General features: G+C 64.0%; 17 protein-coding genes and 1 pseudogene. 2 read left to right on the top strand and 16 right to left on the bottom strand.

The genetic code is table 11. From position 1 onward, the window contains the following. Positions 1-466 precede the first annotated feature (466 nt). The 13 genes from AUJ55_01340 to AUJ55_01280 form a co-directional block, all read right to left on the bottom strand. A complete protein-coding gene (locus tag AUJ55_01340) occupies positions 467-1,117 on the bottom strand; it encodes a hypothetical protein (protein ID OIO61126.1) in 651 nt (216 codons plus the stop codon). Positions 1,118-1,168: 51 nt separating this feature from the next. Further along, positions 1,169-1,615, bottom strand: a complete 447-nt coding sequence (locus AUJ55_01335; protein ID OIO61125.1) for a hypothetical protein — start codon at positions 1,613-1,615, stop codon at positions 1,169-1,171. Then, positions 1,590-2,543 carry a hypothetical protein gene (locus AUJ55_01330; GenBank protein OIO61124.1) on the bottom strand — a complete coding sequence of 318 codons (954 nt, stop codon included), beginning with the start codon at positions 2,541-2,543 and terminating at the stop codon, positions 1,590-1,592. Before AUJ55_01330 ends, AUJ55_01335 begins: the two co-directional genes overlap by 26 nt. Before the next feature lie 285 nt (positions 2,544-2,828). Further along, positions 2,829-3,335 carry a hypothetical protein gene (locus AUJ55_01325; GenBank protein OIO61123.1) on the bottom strand — a complete coding sequence of 169 codons (507 nt, stop codon included), beginning with the start codon at positions 3,333-3,335 and terminating at the stop codon, positions 2,829-2,831. Positions 3,336-3,994: 659 nt separating this feature from the next. Next, a complete protein-coding gene (locus AUJ55_01320; protein ID OIO61122.1) occupies positions 3,995-4,381 on the bottom strand; it encodes a twitching motility protein PilT in 387 nt (128 codons plus the stop codon). Continuing rightward, positions 4,378-4,626 (bottom strand): prevent-host-death protein, encoded by a 249-nt coding sequence (locus AUJ55_01315; GenBank protein OIO61121.1) that lies wholly within the window; start codon positions 4,624-4,626, stop codon positions 4,378-4,380. The genes AUJ55_01320 and AUJ55_01315 overlap by 4 nt, the downstream gene beginning before the upstream one ends. Before the next feature lie 592 nt (positions 4,627-5,218). Beyond that, on the bottom strand, positions 5,219-6,283 hold the full coding sequence (locus tag AUJ55_01310; protein ID OIO61120.1) for a hypothetical protein: 1,065 nt from the start codon (positions 6,281-6,283) through the stop codon (positions 5,219-5,221). A 226-nt stretch (positions 6,284-6,509) separates the two neighbouring features. Further along, on the bottom strand, positions 6,510-6,812 hold the full coding sequence (locus AUJ55_01305; GenBank protein OIO61119.1) for a hypothetical protein: 303 nt from the start codon (positions 6,810-6,812) through the stop codon (positions 6,510-6,512). A 127-nt stretch (positions 6,813-6,939) separates the two neighbouring features. Then, complete coding sequence (locus tag AUJ55_01300) at positions 6,940-7,716, bottom strand: cytoplasmic protein (GenBank protein ID OIO61118.1); 777 nt, start codon at positions 7,714-7,716, stop codon at positions 6,940-6,942. Further along, positions 7,713-10,118, bottom strand: a complete 2,406-nt coding sequence (locus tag AUJ55_01295; GenBank protein OIO61117.1) for a phosphoenolpyruvate synthase — start codon at positions 10,116-10,118, stop codon at positions 7,713-7,715. Before AUJ55_01295 ends, AUJ55_01300 begins: the two co-directional genes overlap by 4 nt. Before the next feature lie 348 nt (positions 10,119-10,466). Further along, positions 10,467-11,285, bottom strand: a complete 819-nt coding sequence (locus tag AUJ55_01290) for a hypothetical protein (GenBank protein OIO61116.1) — start codon at positions 11,283-11,285, stop codon at positions 10,467-10,469. Beyond that, positions 11,286-11,867: a hypothetical protein gene (locus AUJ55_01285; protein OIO61115.1), complete on the bottom strand. Its 582-nt coding sequence runs from the start codon at positions 11,865-11,867 to the stop codon at positions 11,286-11,288. Continuing rightward, positions 11,860-12,534 (bottom strand): hypothetical protein, encoded by a 675-nt coding sequence (locus AUJ55_01280; protein OIO61114.1) that lies wholly within the window; start codon positions 12,532-12,534, stop codon positions 11,860-11,862. The genes AUJ55_01285 and AUJ55_01280 overlap by 8 nt, the downstream gene beginning before the upstream one ends. A 106-nt stretch (positions 12,535-12,640) precedes the next feature. Between AUJ55_01280 and AUJ55_01275 the strand changes: the two genes are divergently transcribed. After that, positions 12,641-13,768: a hypothetical protein gene (locus AUJ55_01275; protein ID OIO61113.1), complete on the top strand. Its 1,128-nt coding sequence runs from the start codon at positions 12,641-12,643 to the stop codon at positions 13,766-13,768. 3 nt (positions 13,769-13,771) lie between these two features. Further along, positions 13,772-16,033 (top strand): hypothetical protein, encoded by a 2,262-nt coding sequence (locus tag AUJ55_01270; protein OIO61112.1) that lies wholly within the window; start codon positions 13,772-13,774, stop codon positions 16,031-16,033. 430 nt (positions 16,034-16,463) lie between these two features. On the opposite strand, the gene AUJ55_01265 is transcribed toward AUJ55_01270, so the two are convergent. From AUJ55_01265 to AUJ55_01255, 3 genes and pseudogenes are all read right to left on the bottom strand, one after another. Then, complete coding sequence (locus AUJ55_01265) at positions 16,464-17,858, bottom strand: hypothetical protein (GenBank protein ID OIO61111.1); 1,395 nt, start codon at positions 17,856-17,858, stop codon at positions 16,464-16,466. Positions 17,859-17,943: 85 nt separating this feature from the next. Further along, positions 17,944-20,529 (bottom strand): leucine--tRNA ligase, encoded by a 2,586-nt coding sequence (locus AUJ55_01260; GenBank protein OIO61110.1) that lies wholly within the window; start codon positions 20,527-20,529, stop codon positions 17,944-17,946. 333 nt (positions 20,530-20,862) lie between these two features. After that, positions 20,863-21,074: pseudogene (locus AUJ55_01255) on the bottom strand (transposase).

Raw genomic sequence — 21,074 nt, 5'->3', positions numbered from 1 at the left:
CAGCACCGATTGATGCGGCCTGTCGTAGGAGGCGACCCCGTCGCCGAAGCTCTGTTTTTGGTCTTTGCGCAGCGTCGCCGAAAAAGGCAGGAGGCCTTGAATCAGCGCTTCCCTAGGAGTCTGTCGGGCTTGAGCGTCCGTAGCGAGCCGAGTGGGGAATCGAGGCCAAATCTCCCCGGTTTTGAGGATCATAGTGGTGGCTATGTGACGAAAAACCGGGGGAATTTGGACCGATTACCCGCCGGCGCACGACTGCATGGATGCAGGAGGTAGAGCAATGCAGGAGCAATTGCCGAGTAGGACGATCTCAAGCCCGACAGCCTCCTAGTTCGATCCCGCAACCGCCCCATGTTGGCAGGTCGTGCGACCCTGCCTCTGTTATGCCCTGCCTGCGGGACGGAGCGGCATTGGACCCCCTCCACCCGCAGCGGTTTCTTCCCCCCATCCTGTGACGGGGGATCAAGACTCACCCCTGCGACGGCAAGCGTTCGACCGTCAGCGACCGCAAGGCGGGGAACGATTTTCTGAACACATCCAGGTCTTCGTTGAAGCGGTCTTCGATGTCGATCTGGAAGGTCCCCGAACAATATCCGGCCACCGTCTGGTCAATCAGGGGGAGCTGGGGGCCGGATGGGGGTTGTTCGTCGCTGGTGCGGCAGACGTTGCGGGCGTCGATCCGCCCCAGATAGATCACCTTGCCGGGTGGGATCGCCACCTGTCTGTGCAGCGGCACCTCGAAGTAGGCCTGGAGGTGGTAGCCAAAACTCATCCCGTTCAAGGTGGCGATTTCGTATTGACCCGAAGGCAAACGCAAACTGACCAGATATTCGTACCCCTGCCCCTGGACGACGGGCCGGGCGATGGGTTTGAAGGTGATGGGTTCATGGGTGGCAAGGTTGACCACACGAATGCCCAGAACCTCGGGTTGGAACCCCGGTTTGAGCTCATTGACCGTATGCAGACGCAGCAAAAGGATGGTGTCGTTGCCCAATTCCAGCGGGGCCTGCATGTCATCTAGGGCCATCGGCTGGGTCGGGGCACAGCCGACCAGCAACCCCAGCGCCATCCAGAGTCCCAGCCAGGTCGATTTGCGGTACCACCCATGTTGAATGTTCATCGAAGCCCTTTCCCGGTCGTTGCAACGTCGAAGAGTCCTGCCCATCCCCTACTACGGCCCGCATATCCCCCAATCGAGGGTAGGCTCCGAGCCGCTCGCCTGGACCTCCCAAGCTTTGAAATCGACGAACCGGGTGCAGCGCATATCCTCGATCAACTTCCGCGTCGTCTTAGGATCCCAGAAGATCGCCTCCATCTGCCGGTCATGGGTCACGATCCGCATGTCGTAGGTGTCGAGCGCCTCCTCCAGCCCCTCCACCGGACGCCCCCGAGCGGCCACCACCTGCTTGATCTGCGCCTCATCCAGGTTTTCGGGCAACGTCTCGCCCACGTACATCCCCCACACCGCATCCATGGTCACCCGACTCAAGGTGGTGAGCGGCCCCATCTGTTCGTCGCTGTAGCGCACCGGGGCGCCCAAGCACCCTTGTAACAACAGCATCCCCAGTAGCAGCGCCCCCAGCGCCGCTTTCTTAAACCCAAAGTGTCGCATCGCCATTCTCCTCCTTGCCGATCAGGGTGCCGGTATCCAGATTCCAGTTGAGTAGCTCAGGCAGCTCGGGATCCCCCTCCCCCTTGAGCGCCCCCTCCATCAACCCCCAAAAGCGAACGACCCGATCAACCCCAAATTGGTGGATGTCGCGGTAGTGCATGGCGGTTTTGCCGAAACGGTTGTTCTTGGGCAGGGCCGCCTGCTCGATGAAACGGGTGCGGTCGGCGCCGGGGATCACAGCGACCGGCACATAGACGACCCCCTTCTGCTCGGCGGCGTGGCGGAAGAAACCGACGTTGAGGTCGGCGGCGTCCAGGGCGGTGACGTATCCCTTTTGCCAGCCGTCGATTTGCGGGGGATTTTGATTAAACGCGGCGGGGTGAACGGTTTGCAGCATTTGGCGCCACAGGGTCGCCACCGCCGGATCCATCCCCCCGCCGACCGTCAACGCGCGCATGAAGTCGGCCCACTCAGCATTGATCAGCTCGACCCTGTAGGTCTCTTTGTAGATCCAGGAATCCATGACCATTTCGCAGGCGCGGTGCTCGGTTTTGTGGGCGGCGTATTCCCCGACGATGGCCCGCACCACCGGGTGGATGCTGGCGTCGAGAACCACGTGGGAGGCATAGCCGAAGAGCCAGGCGGCCGAGCGCATGAAGAGGGGATCGTTTTGCTCGGCGACGAAGCGGGGTTTCAGCTCGGCAAGCCCGGCCCGCACCATGTCGCCGGTCGCCTGGTAGTGCATGAGGTCGGCCCAGCGGTTGGAGGCGTCGTTGAAGATCAAGCGGTGGAGGTAGGGGTAATCGGGGCCGACGGCACCGGCTTGCAGCCATTCGTTGTAGCGATTGAGCGCTTTTGCGAGGAAGGGCGATCCCCCCTCGACCCGGCTTTTGGCCAGATCGGCGGCGATCATGTGGGCGAAGGCTCCTGGCATGGGGGGCTCCTTGTCTCTTTGAAAAACAGGCATATGGAATGCTGCTTTATGCCGCCGATGCTACCGGCCCCTTGTGGGGCTGTCATTCGTCTTTCATTCGCTCGGGGCGGGCTGGGTTCAGCCTGTGTGGGGGGGCTTGCCCAGGGGGTAAGTCAGAATGCTGTCGGGATTCAAAGGCGGCCACGACAGAGCGTGGCCCTCCCAAAACCGATCCGCCATCACCACGAGGGGCATTCTGGAGGGACGCGCTGTGTCGCGTCCGCTTTTCCCACGCAAACGGCAACGTCAGTCGTGCCAGGGCAGAACGCTGAATTCCCCCTGAAACGGCCATTGCTCAGTGGCGTCGCAAAGCCCGGCCCGCACTGGGTTCAATCGCACGTACGCCCATTTGGCGGCATAGCTTTCGGCGTGCCTCAGTTGGGTATCCCAAAACGACTTCTGCCAAATCGGCAACAACTCGGGGTGGGGCCACTGGCTCGTCGCCTGCGACTTCCAGAACTGAACCCACCTCGCTACTGGCGCCCCCGCGAACGCGGATGGGGCACAAAACAGGTGAATGTGGTCGGGCATCACCACATACCGCCCCACCCTCCAAGCATCGGCTTGGCGCCACACCGTGCGGAGCAGATCGTGCACCTCGGGACGGGCCAACAGAGGGCGGCGGTTTTGGGTGCAGACCGTGACCAAAAGGATGGGGGAACGGTCGTCGGGAATCTTTGGGGGGAGGTGAGGAGGGGTTTTGCGGGGACGGGCAGGGCGTTGGGGCCGGGGAGGCTTGGGGTGGTCGGTCATGCACTGATCTCCTGTTCCATTCAAATCCGTGAGGTCATCCCTCGATCATCCCAAAGGGACGCGCTGATTGATGAGCGCTTCCGAGCGGCCCTGGGACGGGCCGCCAAAATCAGGAACGTCCGTAGGCCGAAGCTCTGCTGATTTTGAACGCGGAGCAAAAACCATCGCCGCCTCATGGCGCCTACTTTTGGTTTTTGCCAGGCGTCGCTGATTCAAGGCGGATGCCTTGAATCAGCGTTTCCAAAGGCGGCCACGACGGAGCGTGGCCCTCCCAAAACCGATCCACCGCCCACGCGAAGGGGCCTTGTGGAGAGGGACGCGCTGTGTCGCGTCCGCTTTTCCCACGCAAACGGCAACGTCAGTCGTGCCAGGGCAGAACGCTGCCGAGCCCCTCGAATCACCATCGTCAAAACCCAGACTGCCTGCACCCAAAGGCGGCCACGACAGAGCGTGGCCCTCCAAAAACCGATCCGCCATCACCACGAGGGGCATTCTGGAGGGACGCGCTCCGTCGCGTCCACGGTCGCGCGAAGCGTGACCCAAAGGTTTCCCCCCTCACCTGCCCCATCCGTCATGCCGTTTTCATCGCCACAGTCGATGCGCGCCATGACACCGATCCCGGTCTCACCCAAAACCCAGGAGCCAAACCACGCTGAGGATCAAACCAGAACGATGGTGTCGCCGTAGCGGGCCAAGGTGGCGTCGTGGGTCAGAAGCCGCATCGGCTCCACCAACGCCTGGGCCGCCAACAGGCGGTCAAATGGGTCTTGGTGGTGTGGGGGCAAGGTTTCGATGGCGGCGGCGTGTTCGGGCTCGACAGGCAACGACCCGAACCCGGAGGCCCGGAAATACCGCACCGCCTCCTCCCCAGAAACCGGCATGTCGCCCCGCCCCAAGCTGTGCTTGATGGCGATCTCCCAGATTGAGGCGGCGCTGACCCACAAGTGGGCGCGGGGTGAGAGGATCAACTCCCGCGCTTTTTCAGACAGGCGGGGGCTGTCGGTCACCGCCCACAGGGCGATGTGGGTATCGAGCAGCAGATTCACGGCGCCCCCCCGCCCAAAAACAGGCGCGCCACCTCGTCGTTGTGGGCGTCGATGTCGTCGGGAACCTCAAAGAGCCCCTTGGCCACCCCGATCCGTTGTGCGATGGGGACGGTCGAAATCGCCACCAACTTGGCGGCAGGCTTGCCGTTGCGGGCGATGACGATCTCCCGCTCCTGCCCCTGCTCAATCGCCTCGACCAACCGGGAAAGGTTCGATTTGGCTTGCAACATGTTGACGGCAGACATGGCGGCCCCTCCTGCTTGATGAATAGAAATCATGGTTAGTCTAGTCTGGCTAAGACCATGCGCAAGACGATGTGGATGGAATGGTTGTGGAATGGTTCTACCGGGGGGAGGAGCGCCCAAAAGGGGGAGCGGCTGTTTTAGGCGCAGACCGTGACGAACTCGATGGGGGAGCAGCCGTCGGGAATCTTCGAGGGGAGGTGAGGCGGGGTTTTTCGCGGGTGGGCAGGACGTTTGAGCCGGGGAGACTTGGGGTGGTCGCTCATTTCCTTTTCTCCTGTTCCATTCAAATCCGTCAGATAAATCCTTTGTTCATCCCAAAAGCGGCCACGACAGAGCACGCCCCTCCAAAAAACGGTACACCGTCACTGTGAGGGGCTTTGTGGAGGGACGCGCTGCGTCGCGTCCGCTTTTCCTTCACCAATGGCGAAGTCAGTCGTGCCAGGGCAGAACGCTGCCGCGCCCCTCGAATCACCATCGTCAAAACCCAGACTGCCTGCACCCAAAGGCGGCCACGACGGAGCGTGGCCCTCCCAAAACCGATCCGCCGCCCACGCGAAGGGGCCCCGCTCCAGTCGCCCGCCCTGCCCCACGCTCAACCACATTGCGTGATAACCCAGGCCTTTTTGAACCGGGCGGCTCGTGCGTCCTCTTCACGCATCCAGACAAACATATTGCCCCGGTCATACCACTCGAAGCCCAGCTTTTCGTTGCTGGCGATTTGCATCAGAAGACGCCACTCGGAAGCTCCGAGGGCCAGCGCCTGGGCTTCGCAGGTGTCGTACGGATGCGGAATGTCGAGGGGCTGACCGTGGGTCAACAATTGACACGCCAATTCCATGGCGTCGTTCTGGATCGCCTGGGGATACCCCCCAAGGTAAGAATCATATCGGTCGTCGAATCCTTCCTGGTTTTCGAACAGCTCCTCATACCGCTTCATTTCAGCCTCGTTCAATGCCAAGGCCTTCACTTCGGAGCGACCCGGCGAAGGTCGGGGCTTTGCCAATTTGAAGCGAATGTTTTTACGTAGAAACAGCTTGTACTGGCCAAAACGATCATTGGCGGGAACGGGCGGCGTTTCCCGTTCAGGGTATGACCCGTTCCCCTCCGGCAGGTAGATCAGCCTCCACGCCTTGACATCGTCGGGTTGACTGCCATGGGGGGGATATTGGGCATCGACGAAGAACAACAACGTGCCGCGATCCGGCAGCCATTCCAAATGCTGCTCCTGTGCCGCCTCGCTCAAGTCGATGGCAACGACGAAACTCAACGGCACCCCGCCCGCGGTAGGCCATGGGGTGTCGGGAGGCAAGCGGGGAAGACCGCCCCAATAAGATAGGCTTTCGTTCTTGGTGACATGAAGGCGAAGCGCCTGTCGGCGCAGTGGAAGTGTCAAACGCGAAACATTGCGACAGGGCATTGCCGCCAAACGCCGCCTGTTTTTTTCTCCCTCTTTTTTCAAAGCCCACCAGAGGATGTCTTCCAAAATGGGCCGAAACATCCGTGGGTTTGGGTCGTTCCATGCGCGATTGCGTATCACCGCCAAGGGGAAGATCCACTCGGACAATTTTTTCCGGCGCTGACGATTCGCCCAGGCGATAAACCTCTCCCACGGTCCTACGGGTTTTTCCCGGTCCTGGTTTTTTTGGGGGTCATCCACGCTCATGCTCCTTTGGCAGCCTTCGATTCCTCTCACCTTCTATCAGTCATCAATCCCGGACAACCGAGTTGTTGCATGTTCTGCAACAACGCACCCGCTCCGTCGTCGCGCCCCTCCCGCCATTAAAAAACCCCAATAGCCTGCCCTCCCGCACCATCCGGAATCACCTGGAGGCTACCCATACGGCCCCACATCAAAACCGGTATGTACACATTTTGCACATACCTCATTCCCCCCCATCGCGCCGCAACTCCAGGCGCGTTTGGGCCTCCACCATCGCCTTATGCAGCTTGGCTTGCAGCACCTCCTTGGGGGGGAGTTTCAGCCAGTATTCGGCGATGTGGATGTTGTCCGGTTCAAGGTCCATCAACTCGACCACCTCGGCATCCTTGCCCCCGCACAACACGATGGCGATAGGGGGGTGCTCGCCGGGTTGTTGCTCGTGTTTGGCCAACCATTTGAGGTAGAGCTCCACCTGCCCTTTGTATTCGGGCCTGAATTCGCCCAGCTTCAGCTCGACCACCACCAAACGCCTAAGGAAGCGCTGATTTAATCGCGCTTCCGAGCGACCCAAGGATGGGTCGCCAAAATCAGGAACGTAAGTGACTGATTTTGCAAGCGAAGCAAAAACCACGCTTTTTGCGAAGCGTGCTGATTCAAGGCAGGATGCCTTTAATCAGCGTTTCCCTAAGCTTGCGGTGGAAGAAGAGCAGGTCGATCACGTAGTCGTGTCCGCCAATTTGGATGCGCTTTTGCCGCCCCATGAAGGCGAAATCGCTGCCCAGCTCCAGGATGAACCGTTCCAGCTCCCGCAAAATGCCGTTCTCAAGATCCCGTTCGCTGAAGTTGTCGTTGAGGTCGAGGAAGTCGAGCAGGTAGGGGTCTTTCAAAAAGAGGGACGGGCTGGCCTCGCCGCTTTGCCGAAGCTGCGTCAACTCGCGGCGGACAACCTCTTCGGGCTGCTTCGAGATCGCGGTGCGTTCGAACAGCATGGCGTCGATCCGCTCGCGCAAGGTGCGCACCGACCAACGACCCTCGGCGCACATGCCGATGTAAAAGTCCCGCTTGGTGGGGTCGTCGAGCTTGATGAGTTCGACGAAATGGGACCAGCTCAATTGTTGCGACAGTGTCGCAACCGTCTGTTGATCGGACAGACAATCGTACAACTTGGTCATCCGGGTCAGACTGGAATAGCTGAAACCGGGGCCGTATTCCCGGCTCAAGCGTTGGGCCAGTTGCTTGAGCACCCCCGCGCCATATTCGGCCCGATCCTCGCACAATAAATCGGTACGAATCGCCCGACCGATCTGCCAATAGGTCAGCACCAACGCCTGATTGACCTGAACCAACACCCGGTCCCTGGCCGCCTCGATCAACCCCCGAATCTGGCCGTGCAGCGACTCGATGTCGCTTGTGGGAAGCGTGTCGTTCATAGCCCCCCCTCCACCTCTAAAATCCGCATCGTCGTCTTCATCACCGTATCGGGGTTCAGCGACATCGCGTCGATTCCCGCCTTGACCAAAAGCTCGGCCAAATCGGGGTGGTCGCTCGGCCCCTGGCCGCAGATGCCGATGGGCCGTCCGTTGCGGTGGGCCCCCTCGATGGCCATTTTCAGGATGTTCAGCACCGCCGGATCGCGCTCGTCGAAGTCGAAGGCGACGATGCCCGAGTCGCGGTCGACCCCCAGGGTGAGTTGGGTCAGGTCGTTGGAGCCAATCGAAAAGCCGTCGAAGATCGTGGCGAAGCGGTCGATGTCGAGCACGTTGCTGGGGATCTCGCACATCACCCAGACCTGCAAGCCGTTCTCGCCCCGCTTGAGGCCGTGGCGCTCCATCTCGGCCAGCACCTTTTGCCCCTCTTCGAAGCGGCGGCAGAAGGGGATCATCAGCGCCACGTTGGTCAGCCCCATGTCGTCGCGCACCCGCTTCATGGCGCGGCACTCCAAGGCGAAACCGTCGGCATAGGCGGGGTGGGCGTAACGGCTGGCGCCGCGAAAGCCAATCATCGGATTTTCTTCGACCAGCTCGAAGTCGGCACCTCCCAGCAAGTTGGCGTATTCGTTCGATTTGAAGTCGCTCATTCGCACGATCACCGGCTTGGGATAAAAGGCGGCCGCAATCGTCGCCACCCCCTCCGCGAGTTTCTCGACGAAGAAGTCGCCTCCGTTTTCATAACCCTTGGTTCTTGCCGCGATTTGCCCCCGTACTTGCGGGTCGGTCAGCCGCTCGGGGTGGACCAGCGCCATGGGGTGGATGCCGATGGCGCCGTTGATGATGAGCTCCAGCCGCGCCAGCCCGACCCCGTCGTTGGGAATGAACGACAGCTTGAACGCCTGCTCCGGGTCGCCCAGGTTCATCTCGATCTGGGTTTTGGGCCGCCTGAGGTCGCCGATCTCCAGCCGTTCAACCCGGAAGGGGAGCGCCCCCTCCAGCACCCTGCCCTCGTCGCCATGGGAGCAATCGACGGTCGCCGCCTGCCCGGTGGCAAGCCGCTCGGTGGCGTTGCCCGCCCCCACCACCGCCGGAATTCCCAGCTCGCGGGCGACGATGGCGGCGTGGCAGGTCCGCCCCCCCCGGTTGGTGACAATCGCGCTCGACCGCTTCATCACCGGCTCCCAATCGGGGGTGGTGATGTCGGCGACCAGGATGTCACCCGGCTGCACCTCATCCATCCGCGAGGGGTCGCTCACCACCCGAATCGGGCCGCTGGCAACCTTCGCTCCCACCGCCCGCCCCGAGGTCAACACCGCCCCCTCCCCTTCGAGGATGTAACTGACGATCACCGCGCCGCTCTCTTGGCTGCGCACCGTCTCGGGGCGGGCCTGGACAATGAAGAGCTCGCCGGTGGCACCGTCTTTGGCCCACTCGATGTCCATGGGGCGATGGGATCCGGCCCGCCTGGAGTAGTGATCCTCGATGGCGAGCGCGTACTTACCTAGTTGGACCACCTCGGGATCGCTCAAACAAAAGCGGGCGCGATCGCTCTCGGGGGCCGAGACGTTGCGGGTGAAGCCGCCGCTGCGTCCCCCCGAATAGATCATCTTGATCGCCTTTTCCCCCAGGTGGCGGCGCAGCACCTGGCCGAAGCCCCGACGCAAGGTCGGTTTGAAGAGGTACCACTCGTCGGGATCGACCGCCCCCTGGACGACGTTTTCCCCCAGACCATAGGCGCCGGTGACGAAGATGGCGTCGCGGAACCCCGACTCGGTGTCGAGGGTGAACATCACCCCGCTCGACGCCAGATCGGAGCGGACCATCTTCATCACCCCCACCGAGAGGGCGACCTTGCGGTGGTCGAACCCCTGGTCGATGCGGTAGGCAATCGCCCGGTCGGTGTAGAGGGAGGCGAAGCATTTGATCGTCGCCTCTTTGAGCGCCGCCTCCCCCACCACGTTGAGGAAGGTCTCTTGTTGCCCGGCGAACGAGGCGGTGGGCAGATCCTCGGCGGTCGCCGAGGAGCGGACCGCCACGTCGGCGAACCCGGATCCGTATTCGGCGCAGAGGGTGCGGTAGGCGGTTCTGAGCTCAGCCCACAGATCGTCGGGCAACCCCGCCAGCAGAATCAAATCGCGGGCCTTGGCTCCGCGCCGGGAGAGCTCCCCCACATCCTGGCGGTCGAGCCCCTCGAAGAGGGCGAAGAGATCATCCTTGATCCCCCCCGCTTCGAGCAGGTGCCAGTAGCCGTCGGCGGTGATGGCAAAACCGTTGGGGATCTTGACCCCGAGCGGGGAGAGCTCCCGGACCATCTCCCCCAGCGATGCGTTTTTGCCCCCCACCGAGGGGACGTCGTCGATGGTGAGATCGGCAAACCAGCGGATGTATTGGGGGGTGGTCATGGCGAGCTCCTGGGGGGAAACGACTTCAAAAGCGGCGACGGACACGACATGCAAAAAAGCTGCGGGGGAATGGGGTTGGGGCGCACCGACCGGGCTGTTTGGTGTGGTGTTGGGCAAAACGCCGATTCAAGGCCTCCTGCCTTTTTCAGCGACGCTGCGCAAAAACCAAAAGCTTCGGCGACTTAGATCGCCTCCTACTTACGCTCCTGATTTTGGCAGCGCTTCCCCAGCAATCGCGCCGGGGCGGCGCTCCTACGCGATCATCGGGCAAATTGATGAAAAATCCGGTTTAGATTTCTTCGCGGCCTTCCGGCTCGGCGTGAGATGCCTGCGACTTTGGCAAGGCCCTCACCCCAGCTCGGCATCCTCCGGCACCACCTTGTCGGCCTCGGCCAGAAGGTCGACCAACGAGACCATCCCGGTAACCGGCCCCCCTTGGCGGGTGATGGGGACGCGGCGGACCCTGGCGGCCATCATCATGCCGAAGGCCAGACTCGCCGGGGCGGTTTCGTCCAAGGCGACCACCTCTGAGGTGCCGACCTCTTTGGCGGGCAGGTTCCAACATTGGCCGAAATCGAAGCGGTACCAGGTGCGCAGCAGATCGGCTGCAGTGATGAGGCGGCGCAGATAACCGGCGTCATCGACCAGGGGTAGGGCGTTGATTTGGCTGGCCAACATCTGATCGGCCACCTCCCCCAGGGTGTGGTTGACCGAAAAGGTGACTGCGCCCGAGGCCAGTTGGCCGATGGGGGTGCTCAGTTGACCAATCCAGGGATTGAGGGTGGCGGCGACCGCCGGTTGGTCGATCACCCGATCGATGTGCCCCCCCTCCCCGTGCAGCATAATCATCCGCACCTTGGTCCGGGCCATGAGGGTCAGCGCCTGACGCAGAGATAAACCGGGGGGCATCGACAGGTCGGGCAGGGGGTCGACCGGACAGGGGGCATCGGGGTCGCCGTTGCGGATCGCCTCCAGCAGCAACGGCTCGGTCAACACCCCCACAAACCGGCCTTCCCGGGCCACCGGCAACACCCCCTGCCCCAGGGTTAGGATCGCCTCCACCACATCCTTGAGGGGCAAATTGGCATCGATACTTAGAAGACTCATGGTGCTCCCCTTTCCGACGCCCCGAATGCCCCCCAAGAGGCAGCGCTTCAGAGCGACCATTCAGTTTTGATCGGCGTCATCCTGAACCTGGACCGCCCCCTGGCGCAACACCTGCCAGCCGGTGCCGCGCCACGCCGCCACAGTCGATGGGGGGGCGTGGCGGGGGGTGTCGATCCATGCCAGATCGACCAATTCCCCCCACTGCCGCGCCGCCTCTTCCCCCTGTTCAGCGGGGGGTTGACCGCTGCGATTGGCCGAGGTGGAGACCACCCCCCCCCAAGCGCGGGCGATGCTTGCTGCGACTGGATCCGAGCTCACCCGTACCCCCACCGTGCCGCTGCCGGCGGTTAATTCCACCGGCAGCCAAGGTTGGGCCGGAAGAACCAGGGTGAGCGGGCCGGGCCAGTGTTGCTCGGTCAGCTTGGCCACCTCGGCTGCGAGCCGTGCGTCGAGTTTCACGAAGCGGGGCAGCGCCGCCAGGTCGGGAATCAGCATCAAATAGGGCTTGCCGCTGCGCCCCTTAGCGGCGTCGAGAAGCCGCAGCGCCGCCCGGTCGAGGGGATGGCAGCCCAGGGCGTATTGGGTCTCGGAGGGGTAGAGGATCAGCCGTCCCCAGGGTAGGGGCAGGTGGCGCTCAAGCATGGTCGCATCCAGGGCAAAGGTCGGCGCCTCGCAGCGGGCAGCCGGGGCAATCGGGTTTTCGGGCGGTGCAGTGGCTTTTGGCCAGCTGCACAATCAGGGCATGGTATTCGTTGAACACAGGGGCCGACGTGGGAAGGTTGTGCTCGAAAAACCACTGGATCTCGTGGTACCCCCCCTTGCCGGGCAGTCGCCCCGCCCGGGTGAGCCAGCGCCGGGTGTAGGCGTCGACCACGAAGGTCGGCAGGCCGAAGGCATACAACACGATGGAATCGGCGGTCTCGGGGCCGATCCCCTTCAGCGCCAGCCAAAAGCGGCGGACCACCGCGACATCATCACCCTGCGGCGCTTGATCCCACGCCGCCGCCAGCCGTCTTAATGTGCCGCTTTTCTGCCTGAAATACCCGGCGGAGCGGATCGCCTCGGCCAGCGATTCTGCGTCGACCTTTAACAACGCTTGTGCCTCAAGCCACCCTTGCCGGCGCAGCCGCTCAATGGCGGTTTCCACATTCCTCCAGGCGGTGTTCTGGGTCAGCACCGCCCCCACCGCCATTTCAAAAGGAGAGGAGGCGGGCCACCAGTGCTGGGGTCCGAAGTGCTGCGCCAGAAGGGCGAAGGAGCGCCCCAGCCACGACGCTGGGTCAATGTGATGTAAACTATCGGTACTCATATGCCGTTCCTGCTGAACTGTCGACCAATACGGTGCGTCGCCTTAGAGTGAGCCCGATAATCGCCCCCAGGAACCTGTCGGACTTGCCGCACCCCAGGATTTCGCCATGACCGCAACCTGTGTCTCGCTGCCCCACATCGACGCCGCCCTGATCGAAGCCGAACTGCGCCGCCTGCGTGCACAACACCCCCAGGGGGGTGGGTTGGTGTTGCTGCCCGAAGAGGAGCAACAAGGGGTTGCGACGATTCAGCAGGCTTTCCGAGCAGCCCAGGTGCCGCTGGCCGGGGCGATCTTCCCCGCCCTGATCTGGCACAATCGCTTTACCACCCAGGGGGGGATGCTGCTGTGGTGGGAACAGGCCCCCCCCTTTGCGTTGCTCGACCTGAGCCAGGGGGATGTCGCCCAGCAGGCGACCACCATCACCGCGCCGTTGATGCCCCACATTCCCGAAACCGGGGCAACGCTGCTGCTGATTTTCGATGCCATGCTGCCCAGCATCGCCGCCATTTTAGACGGCCTCTATTTGGTATTGGCCGACCGGGTCCACTACACCGGGGTCAATGCCGGCAGCGAGACCTTCCAACCCACCCCCTGCCTGTTCGACGACGAGCGGCTGATCGGCAACGGCGCCTTGGCCATGCTGGTGCCTCGCCATCACGACGCCGTGCTGGCCCACGGCTACCGCCCCCCCGAAACGATGATCGCCGCCACCGCCACCGAGGGAAACCGGATCGTCAGCATCGACTGGCGTCCCGCCTTCGAGGTCTACCGCGAGCAGGTGCTTGCCCAGTTCGGGGTCGAGCTCACCACCGATAACTTCTATCAATACGGGGTCCATTTTCCCTTTGGGATCATGCTGGCCGACGGCGAGATCCTGGTCCGCATCCCGGTGGCGCTGACCGAGGACGGCGCCCTGTTCTGCGTCGGCGAGGTCCCCCCCCACGCCATCCTCACCCTGCTGCACGCCCCGCAAGCCTCCTCACTCCACACCGCCGAAGAGCTGGCCGAGGGGATCAAGGGTTGGGGGGCGCCCGAGAAGCAGGTACTTACCTTCTACTGTGCCGGACGGCGGATGCACCTGGGGCTGGCGGGGGCCGAGCAGGAGCTCGCCGACTTGGCCCGGCTGACGGGGCGCACCCTTGCCGGAGCGCTGTCGCTCGGCGAAATCGGCAGCGCCCATCAAGGGGGCTACCCCCTGTTCCAGAACGCCACCATCGTCTGCCTTTTGCCCTAAACCATGGCGGAGACCTATCACCCCGAACGGATTCTTTCGATCCTCTACGAGATGGCGCTGACCATTGGGAGCGAGGAACAACTTGATCCCCTGGCCACCCGCACCTTGCAACGGCTGCTCTACCACACCGGGTTCCCCTGCGGCCTGTTGCTGCTCGCCCCCTATGCCGAAGGGATCACCCCCGCCCCCCCCTCTTTGATCGCCCCTTCTCTTTTTAAGGTGATCGGCGATCACCACCTGGCTCAGCACTGCGGTCAGCAGCTACCCGGTCTGGGAGGGCTGGTGGAGGGGGATCTGGCGCTGATTGACGATCCCACCCTCATCGACCACCTGCCGGTGCAGCCGGGCCGCTACGTGGCGGCGCTACGCCTGCCGCTGGCCGGGGTAGGGACGATCCTGTTGCTCACCCCCACCGCCCCTCAGGCACCCCCCGTACAGGCCACCCTCCCCCTGCCCGAGATGTTCCGCCCCCTGCTGCCCAATCTGGCCCGGGCGATCCAACTGTGTCAGCGCAGCGAGCGGTATACCCGCGACCTGATTTTCGAACGGGACGAAAGCCGCTCGGCGCTGCGCCAGATTCAAGAGCGGGCCCAGGTGACCCTCGATTCCATCGGCGACGGGGTCATCACCTCCGATCCCCAGGGGCAGGTCGAATACCTCAACCCGGTGGCCGAAAAACTCACCGGGTGGAGCAGCCACGAAGCAGTGGGACGTTGGGTCGAGGAGGTCTTCCGGGTGGTCGAGGAGGGGAGCGGCAAAGAGGCCGAATCGATGATCGCCGCCACCCTGGCGGGGCAGGTGAACCCTCGGTCCCAGAAGGTGCTCAGCCTGCTCCACCGCAGCAAGGGGGAGACCCCCATCGAGTACTCCTCGGCTCCAATCCGCGACCGGGAGGGGGCGATCCTCGGGGTGGTGCTGGTCTTCCACGATGTCAGCACCACCCGCAAGTTGACCCAGATGCTGAGCTGGCAGGCCAACCACGACCCCCTGACCGGGCTGCTCAGCCGCCGCGCCTTCGAGCGCCGCCTTGAGGAGGCGATTGCCTCGGCTCGGCGAGGGGAGGCGCGCCACTTCCTGCTTTATCTCGACCTCGACCAGTTCAAGGTGGTCAACGATACCTGCGGCCATGTGGCGGGGGACGAACTGCTGCGCCAGCTCGGCGACCTGCTGCGTTCGGTGATTCGTGAGCGCGATGCCCTGGCCCGACTGGGGGGCGACGAGTTCGGCATGGTGCTGGAGGACGCCCCGCTGTCGTATGCCATGACGATTGCCCAGAAGCTGCGCCAGGCGATTCAGGCGTTCCGTTTTTCGTGGCGGGAACGCCCTTTTCGCATCGGCGCCAGCATCGGCATCGCCGCCATCGACGGCCACGACTTGGAGCTCGGGGCGGTGATGAGCGCCGCCGACCTGGCCTGCTACGCCGCCAAGGAGGGGGGGCGCAACCGGATTCACCTCTACACCCCCGGCGACGCCGAGTTGACCCAACGTCGGGGCGAGATGAACCGGATGGCCGAGATCGCCTTCGCCCTGGAACACAACCAGTTTCACCTCTACGCCCAGCCGATTGTACCGGTGGTGCGGCCGGGCCCACCGGGTCGCCATCTTGAGATTCTGGTACGGATGAGCGACCAGGGGGGGCGGTTGCTCCCTCCGGCCAGCTTCATTCCGGCCGCCGAGCGTTACCACCTGATGCCGGCCATCGATCAATGGGTGATTCGGGAGGTTTTCGGGGTGCTGGGGGGGATGTTCAAGGGGGGATGGCAACCGCAAAAGGGGGATCTGCTCTCGATCAACCTGTCGGGGACCTCCCTCAACGACGACGACCTACTCCCGTTTATTCAGGGTGAGCTGGTCGCCCAGGCAATCCCCCCTGAGTTGATCTGCTTCGAGATCACCGAAACCGCCGCAGTCGCCCATCTGGGCAAGGCATCCAAGTTGATCGAAGCGTTGCACAAGATCGGCTGCCGCTTTTCGCTCGACGACTTCGGCAGCGGGCTATCGTCGTTCGCCTACCTCAAGGCGCTGCCGGTCGATTTCTTGAAGATTGATGGGGGGTTCGTGCGCGACATGCTCATCGATCCCATCGACCGGGCGATGGTCGAGAGCATCAACCGAATCGGCCATGTGATGGGCAAACGGACCATTGCCGAGGCGGTGGAGCAGCCCGAACTGCTCACGGCGCTGGAGGAAATCGGGGTCGATTGCGCCCAAGGGTTCGCCATCGCCCGCCCCAGGCCGCTCCACGAGGTCTTGGCGTTGGTGTAGCAGGGCGGCGGGTTTCCCCACCGCCGTTTCGCGGGGGGTATGGCACGGCAGGGCAAGCACGGCAGGGCAAGTTCCGGCAAGAGACGAGGGGGTTGCCCCTTCATTCGCGGTCGGGGAGTGCTCTTACATCCCCCCCCAATCCCGCCTGTGGGAGGCGACCTCTGTCGTCGAAGCGAAGCTGGGGGGGGCGATCAAAACCACGGTTGGGGCGACGGCAATCGCTGTTGCTCTTTGGAGGGCCACGCTGCGTCGTGGCCGCTTATGCTTTATCACACAAAAGGCGGACGCGACGGAGCGCGTCCCTCCAGGGGGCACCTCGTGCGGACGGGGTTGGGGGGGGGCGAGGGGTTGCCCCTTCATTCGCGGTCGGGGAGCGCTCTTACAAAAACCAACCCCGCAATACATCGACCCCTCCCCCCGCCTTACCGTATCAGCTCCGACCGCGACGGGGGCGGGGGTTCACCGGTTTGCCTCTGCCATCTTTTTGGGCCTGTTCCCGGCGCTGGGTGCGGGGCGATGGATCGTTGGCGGTGCTGCGTCCGCTCCGTTCCACCCGCTCTTGCCGACCCTCAGGTTTGCGACCTTCGGGCCGATGGCCCTGCGACCGTCCACCCCTGGTGGATCCCCCCTCCTCGCCCCGGGAGGGGCTGCGCTCCTGCCGACCGGCCCCGCCCTGGGGGAGCTGCCCTCCCCGCTCTTGGGGTCGCCGATCACTGGCCGGGGTCCGTTGGGGGCGACCCTCTTGGCGACCCTGCGCGGCGGGCGATTTTGGAGGACGACCCTGGCCCCAACGCTCGCCGCTGGGCTCCCGTTGCGGCTCACGTTCCCCCCTGGCTTGACCTTCCCCCTCCCGGTGCGGACCACGCTCCTGCCTGGGACGGGGCGCCAGGGTGCGGTCGAGCCGCCGCCCCTTGCTTTCGCGCCGCACCGCCAGCGGGGCCGCCTGCCCCCCCGCCATTCCGACCTCAACCCGCAGCGCCTTTTCTTCGTCGGGTTCGAGCTTACGGAATTTGCCCGGCTTTAAATAACCCATGGTCACCGGCCCGAAAGCGACCCGCATCAGCCGCGCCACCGGCAGCCCCAGGGTGTCGAACATGCGGCGCACCATGCGATTGCGCCCCTCGTCGACCGTCACGGTCAGCCAGCAATTGGCCCCCGTCTGGGCGTCGATGGTCGCCTGCATGCAGCGGGCCGGACCGTCGTCGAGATCGATTCCCGCTTTGAGTTTATCGAGCTGCTCCTGGGTCGGGGTGCCGAAGACCTTAACCCGGTAGGCGCGTGGCACGTGATGGGCCGGGAGCATCAGCCGTTGAGCCAGATCGCCGTCGCGGGTGAGCAGCAGCAGCCCCTCGGAATTGAAGTCGAGCCGCCCCACCGTAGGCCAACCCTTAAAACGGCGGGGGAGCAGGTCGGCAATCACCGGGCGACCCTGGGGGTCGGTGCGGGTGCACAGGTAGCCGACCGGCTTGTGCAGCACCACAACCCCGGTTTCGGCAGGGGGAGGCAGGGGGCGCTCGTCGATGGTGATGCGGGCGTCGGGGGGGACCGCGTCGCCCAGGGTAACGGCGCGACCATCGGCCTTGACCCGTCCACCCTCGATCATCTGGTCGGCCTGACGGCGGGAATACAGGCCGCTCTCGGCGATCAGCCGGTTGACCCGAACCGGAGGGCGCCGCTTGGGGGGGCGCGGTTGGAGGGGGACCTCCTCGATCGCCAGGTCGGAAAAATCCTCCTCCCCCTCGTCGGCGAGGTCGCGCAGCACCTGCTCACGCCGTTTCTTGGGCGCGGGGGGCCAATCGGGGGTTTTGCCTTTGTTGCGGCTCATGAAGGACCTATTTTCTTAAGACTTAAGAAATGTGGGTGGGACTTAAGCGCGACCGGACCTATCCAACAAGCCAGACGCCACCTCTTTACCCCACCACGATGTTGACCAGCTTGCCCGGCACCACGATCACCTTGCGCACCTGCTGACCCTCGAAGTGGCGGGTCACCTCGGTGCTGGCCAGCGCCGCTTCTTCCACCTGCTTGGGCGTCCAAGCGGCGGGCAGGGTCAGGCGGGCGCGCAGCTTGCCGTTGACCTGGACGATCCACAGCAGCTCATCCTTGACCAAGGCGCTTTCATCGAGCTCGGGCCAGGTCGCGGCGGCCAGCCCCCCCTCGTGCCCCAGCACCTGCCACAGCGCCTCGCCCAGGTGGGGGGTGATGGGGGCGAGCCCCAGGACGATCCGTTCAAGGGCCTCGCGCCGCGCCGCGCCCAGCAGCGGCTCATCCCCTTCGGCATTCTTCAGGGCGTTGAGCAACTCCATGCAAGCGGCGATGGCGGTGTTGAACTGGTTGCGGGCGAAGTCGTTGTCGAGCCTCTGCCAGGCTTGATGGGTCGCCAAGCGCAGCTCTTTGCCCTTGGGGCCGAGCCCCTCCCAGGTGGCGGGCAGCGGGGGCAAACCGGCCTCGACCGCCTCATGCACCCCGGTCCACAGGCGATGCAAAAAGCGATGCGCCCCCTCGACGGCGGCGTCGGACCATTCCAAGTCGCGCTCCGGGGGGGCGGCGAAGAGGATGAAAAGCCGGGCGGTATCGGCGCCGAAGCGGGCGACCAGCTCGGTGGGATCCACCACGTTTTTCTTCGACTTCGACATCTTCTCGTTGCGCCCGACCTCGGCGGTGGTGCGGATGCCGTCCTGGGCGCAGATGCCGCAGTGGTACTCACCCTCCTCGAAGTTCACATCCTCGGGGTAGAGCCAGCCGTGCTCGGGACATTTGTGGGTGTCTTTGCGCACCATCCCCTGGGTAAGCAGGTTGGCGAACGGTTCATCGCCCGGCACCAGCCCCTCGTCGCGCATCAGGCGATGGAAAAACCGGGCGTAGAGCAAATGCAGAATGGCGTGCTCCACCCCACCGATGTAATGACCCACAGGCAGCCAATCGAAGGCGCGGCCATCAACCATCGCCTGGGCGTCGGGGCTGGTATACCGGGCGTAATACCAAGAGGACTCGAAGAAGGTGTCGAAGGTATCGGTCTCGCGCCGGGCGGCGCCGCCGCACTTGGGGCAATCGACCTGGGTGAACGATGCCATGGCGGCGAGCGGCGATTGGCCGCCGGTGACCACCACATCCTCGGGCAATACGACCGGCAGGTCGGATTCGGGGACCGGGACGATGCCGCAATCGGGGCAATGGATCACCGGGATCGGGCAGCCCCAGTAGCGCTGGCGGCTCACCCCCCAGTCGCGCAGCCGGAACTGCACCGTCGCCTTGCCGGCCCCCTTGGCTTCCAACGCGGCGGTGACGACCTGCTTGGCCTCTTCGGAAGGGATGCCGTCGAACGGCCCCGACTGCACCAGGATGCCGGGCTCGGTGTAGGCGGTGGTCAAAGGGGCGGTCGAAATCTGCCCGTCGGCGCTGATGACCTCTTTCACCGGCAGCCCCAGCTCGGCGGCGAACTCGAAGTCGCGCTGATCGTGGGCCGGGACCGCCATCACCGCCCCGGTGCCGTAGCCCATCAACACAAAGTTGGCGGCATACACCGGCACCACCTCGCCGGTCAGGGGATGTCGCACGTTCACCCCCAAAGCCACACCCTCCTTGGCCATGGTGTCGAGGGTCGCCTCCTTGGTGTCGTGGTGGCGGCACTTCTCGATGAAGGCGGCAAGCTGCGGATTGCCGTCGCTACTGCTTAAAGAGAGGGGGTGTTCGGCGGCGACCGAAATGAAGGTGACCCCCATCAGGGTGTCGGGTCGGGTGGTGAAGACGGTGAGTTCCTGACCGGTTGGGTTGCCTGCGTCGTCAAGTACTAAAAAAACGATCTCGGCCCCATGGCTCTTGCCGATCCAGTGGCGCTGCATGGCGACCACCTTCTCGGGCCAGCCTTCGAGCTGGTCGAGCCCTTCGAGCAGCTGATCGGCGTAGTCGGTGATGCGCAAAAACCATTGTTCGAGGTCGCGCATTTCGACCTCGCTGTCGCAGCGCCAGCAAGTCCCCTCGATCACCTGCTCGTTGGCGAGCACGGTGTGGCACTTCTCGCACCAATTCACCGACGACTTGCGCCGGTAGGCGATCCCCTTGTCGAGCAGGCGGAGGAAGAGCCACTGCTCCCAGCGGTAGTACTCGGGGGTGCAGGTGGCCAGTTCCCGGCTCCAGTCGTAGGAAAACCCGAGCCGTTTGAGCCCCTCGCGCATGGCGGCGATGTTGCCGTAGGTCCATTTGGCGGGGGCGGTTTTGTGCTCGATGGCGGCGTTCTCGGCCGGCAGTCCGAAGGCGTCCCACCCCATCGGGTGCAACACGTTGTGCCCCTTGAGCCGCAGGTAGCGGGCCATGGCGTCGCCGATGGTGTAGTTGCGCACATGCCCCATGTGCAGCCGCCCGGAGGGGTAGGGGAACATCTCAAGGATGTAGCGCTTATCCCCGGTTGCCGCCTCGACCGCCTTGAATTGGTCGGCCTGCGCCCAGATTTGCTGCCAGTGGGGTTCGACCTCGGAGGGGATGTAACGGGGGGACATGGGGACTCCGGCAAAGGGATGCAACCGCCCAGCGGCGGGAAGAAAACGAAAAGGGGAGGGATGTTAACCGATATGGGCGGGGCGGGGGGAGGAGGTTTGCGCGGATGGTAGGAGCGCCGCCCTCGGCGCGATCAACGGGGCAAGAACGACCAAAAAACCAAAACCTATCGCGCCGAGGCGGCGCTCCTACCGCCTTGCGGGGGGGGCGGGGCGGCACATCAAGCAAAAACCCCACCTCCACTCGTAGGAGCGCCGCCCCCGGCGCGATCCATCGGAGCAAGAACCGCCAAAAAACCAAAACCCATCGCGCCGGGGCGGCGCTCCTACCCCCCCTCACACCCAAATCGCATCCCAATGGGGGTATTGCCCGATCTCTTCCACCAACCCCTTGCGTAGCGGATTGGCCACCAAATACCGGGCGACCTTTTCCGCCTCCTCCTCGACCCTCAGCGCGTGGTCGTAATACCCCCGCTGCCACACCTTGCCCCCCATGCCGTGGGCCGCCACCGATTTCATGGAACCGATTACCCGCGCCAAGGGGACGG

Source organism: Proteobacteria bacterium CG1_02_64_396 (genome assembly GCA_001872725.1).
Taxonomy (GTDB): Bacteria; Pseudomonadota; MNWR01; order CG1-02-64-396; family CG1-02-64-396; genus CG1-02-64-396.
Note: the sequence above shows the minus strand (reverse complement) of the source record. Positions and strands in the feature narration are given on the sequence as shown.

Bases quoted from the DNA above. Each gene is read 5' to 3' on its own strand.
- AUJ55_01325 (OIO61123.1), bottom strand. From the start codon at position 3,335: ATGACCGACCACCCCAAGCCTCCCCGGCCCCAACGCCCTGCCCGTCCC.
- AUJ55_01275 (OIO61113.1), top strand. From the start codon at position 12,641: ATGACCGCAACCTGTGTCTCGCTGCCCCACATCGACGCCGCCCTGATC.
- AUJ55_01260 (OIO61110.1), bottom strand. From the start codon at position 20,529: ATGTCCCCCCGTTACATCCCCTCCGAGGTCGAACCCCACTGGCAGCAA.
- AUJ55_01340 (OIO61126.1), bottom strand. From the start codon at position 1,117: ATGAACATTCAACATGGGTGGTACCGCAAATCGACCTGGCTGGGACTC.
- AUJ55_01265 (OIO61111.1), bottom strand. From the start codon at position 17,858: ATGAGCCGCAACAAAGGCAAAACCCCCGATTGGCCCCCCGCGCCCAAG.
- AUJ55_01285 (OIO61115.1), bottom strand. From the start codon at position 11,867: ATGCTTGAGCGCCACCTGCCCCTACCCTGGGGACGGCTGATCCTCTAC.
- AUJ55_01270 (OIO61112.1), top strand. From the start codon at position 13,772: ATGGCGGAGACCTATCACCCCGAACGGATTCTTTCGATCCTCTACGAG.
- AUJ55_01335 (OIO61125.1), bottom strand. From the start codon at position 1,615: ATGGCGATGCGACACTTTGGGTTTAAGAAAGCGGCGCTGGGGGCGCTG.
- AUJ55_01330 (OIO61124.1), bottom strand. From the start codon at position 2,543: ATGCCAGGAGCCTTCGCCCACATGATCGCCGCCGATCTGGCCAAAAGC.
- AUJ55_01290 (OIO61116.1), bottom strand. From the start codon at position 11,285: ATGGTCGCTCTGAAGCGCTGCCTCTTGGGGGGCATTCGGGGCGTCGGA.
- AUJ55_01300 (OIO61118.1), bottom strand. From the start codon at position 7,716: ATGAACGACACGCTTCCCACAAGCGACATCGAGTCGCTGCACGGCCAG.
- AUJ55_01315 (OIO61121.1), bottom strand. From the start codon at position 4,626: ATGTCTGCCGTCAACATGTTGCAAGCCAAATCGAACCTTTCCCGGTTG.
- AUJ55_01295 (OIO61117.1), bottom strand. From the start codon at position 10,118: ATGACCACCCCCCAATACATCCGCTGGTTTGCCGATCTCACCATCGAC.
- AUJ55_01280 (OIO61114.1), bottom strand. From the start codon at position 12,534: ATGAGTACCGATAGTTTACATCACATTGACCCAGCGTCGTGGCTGGGG.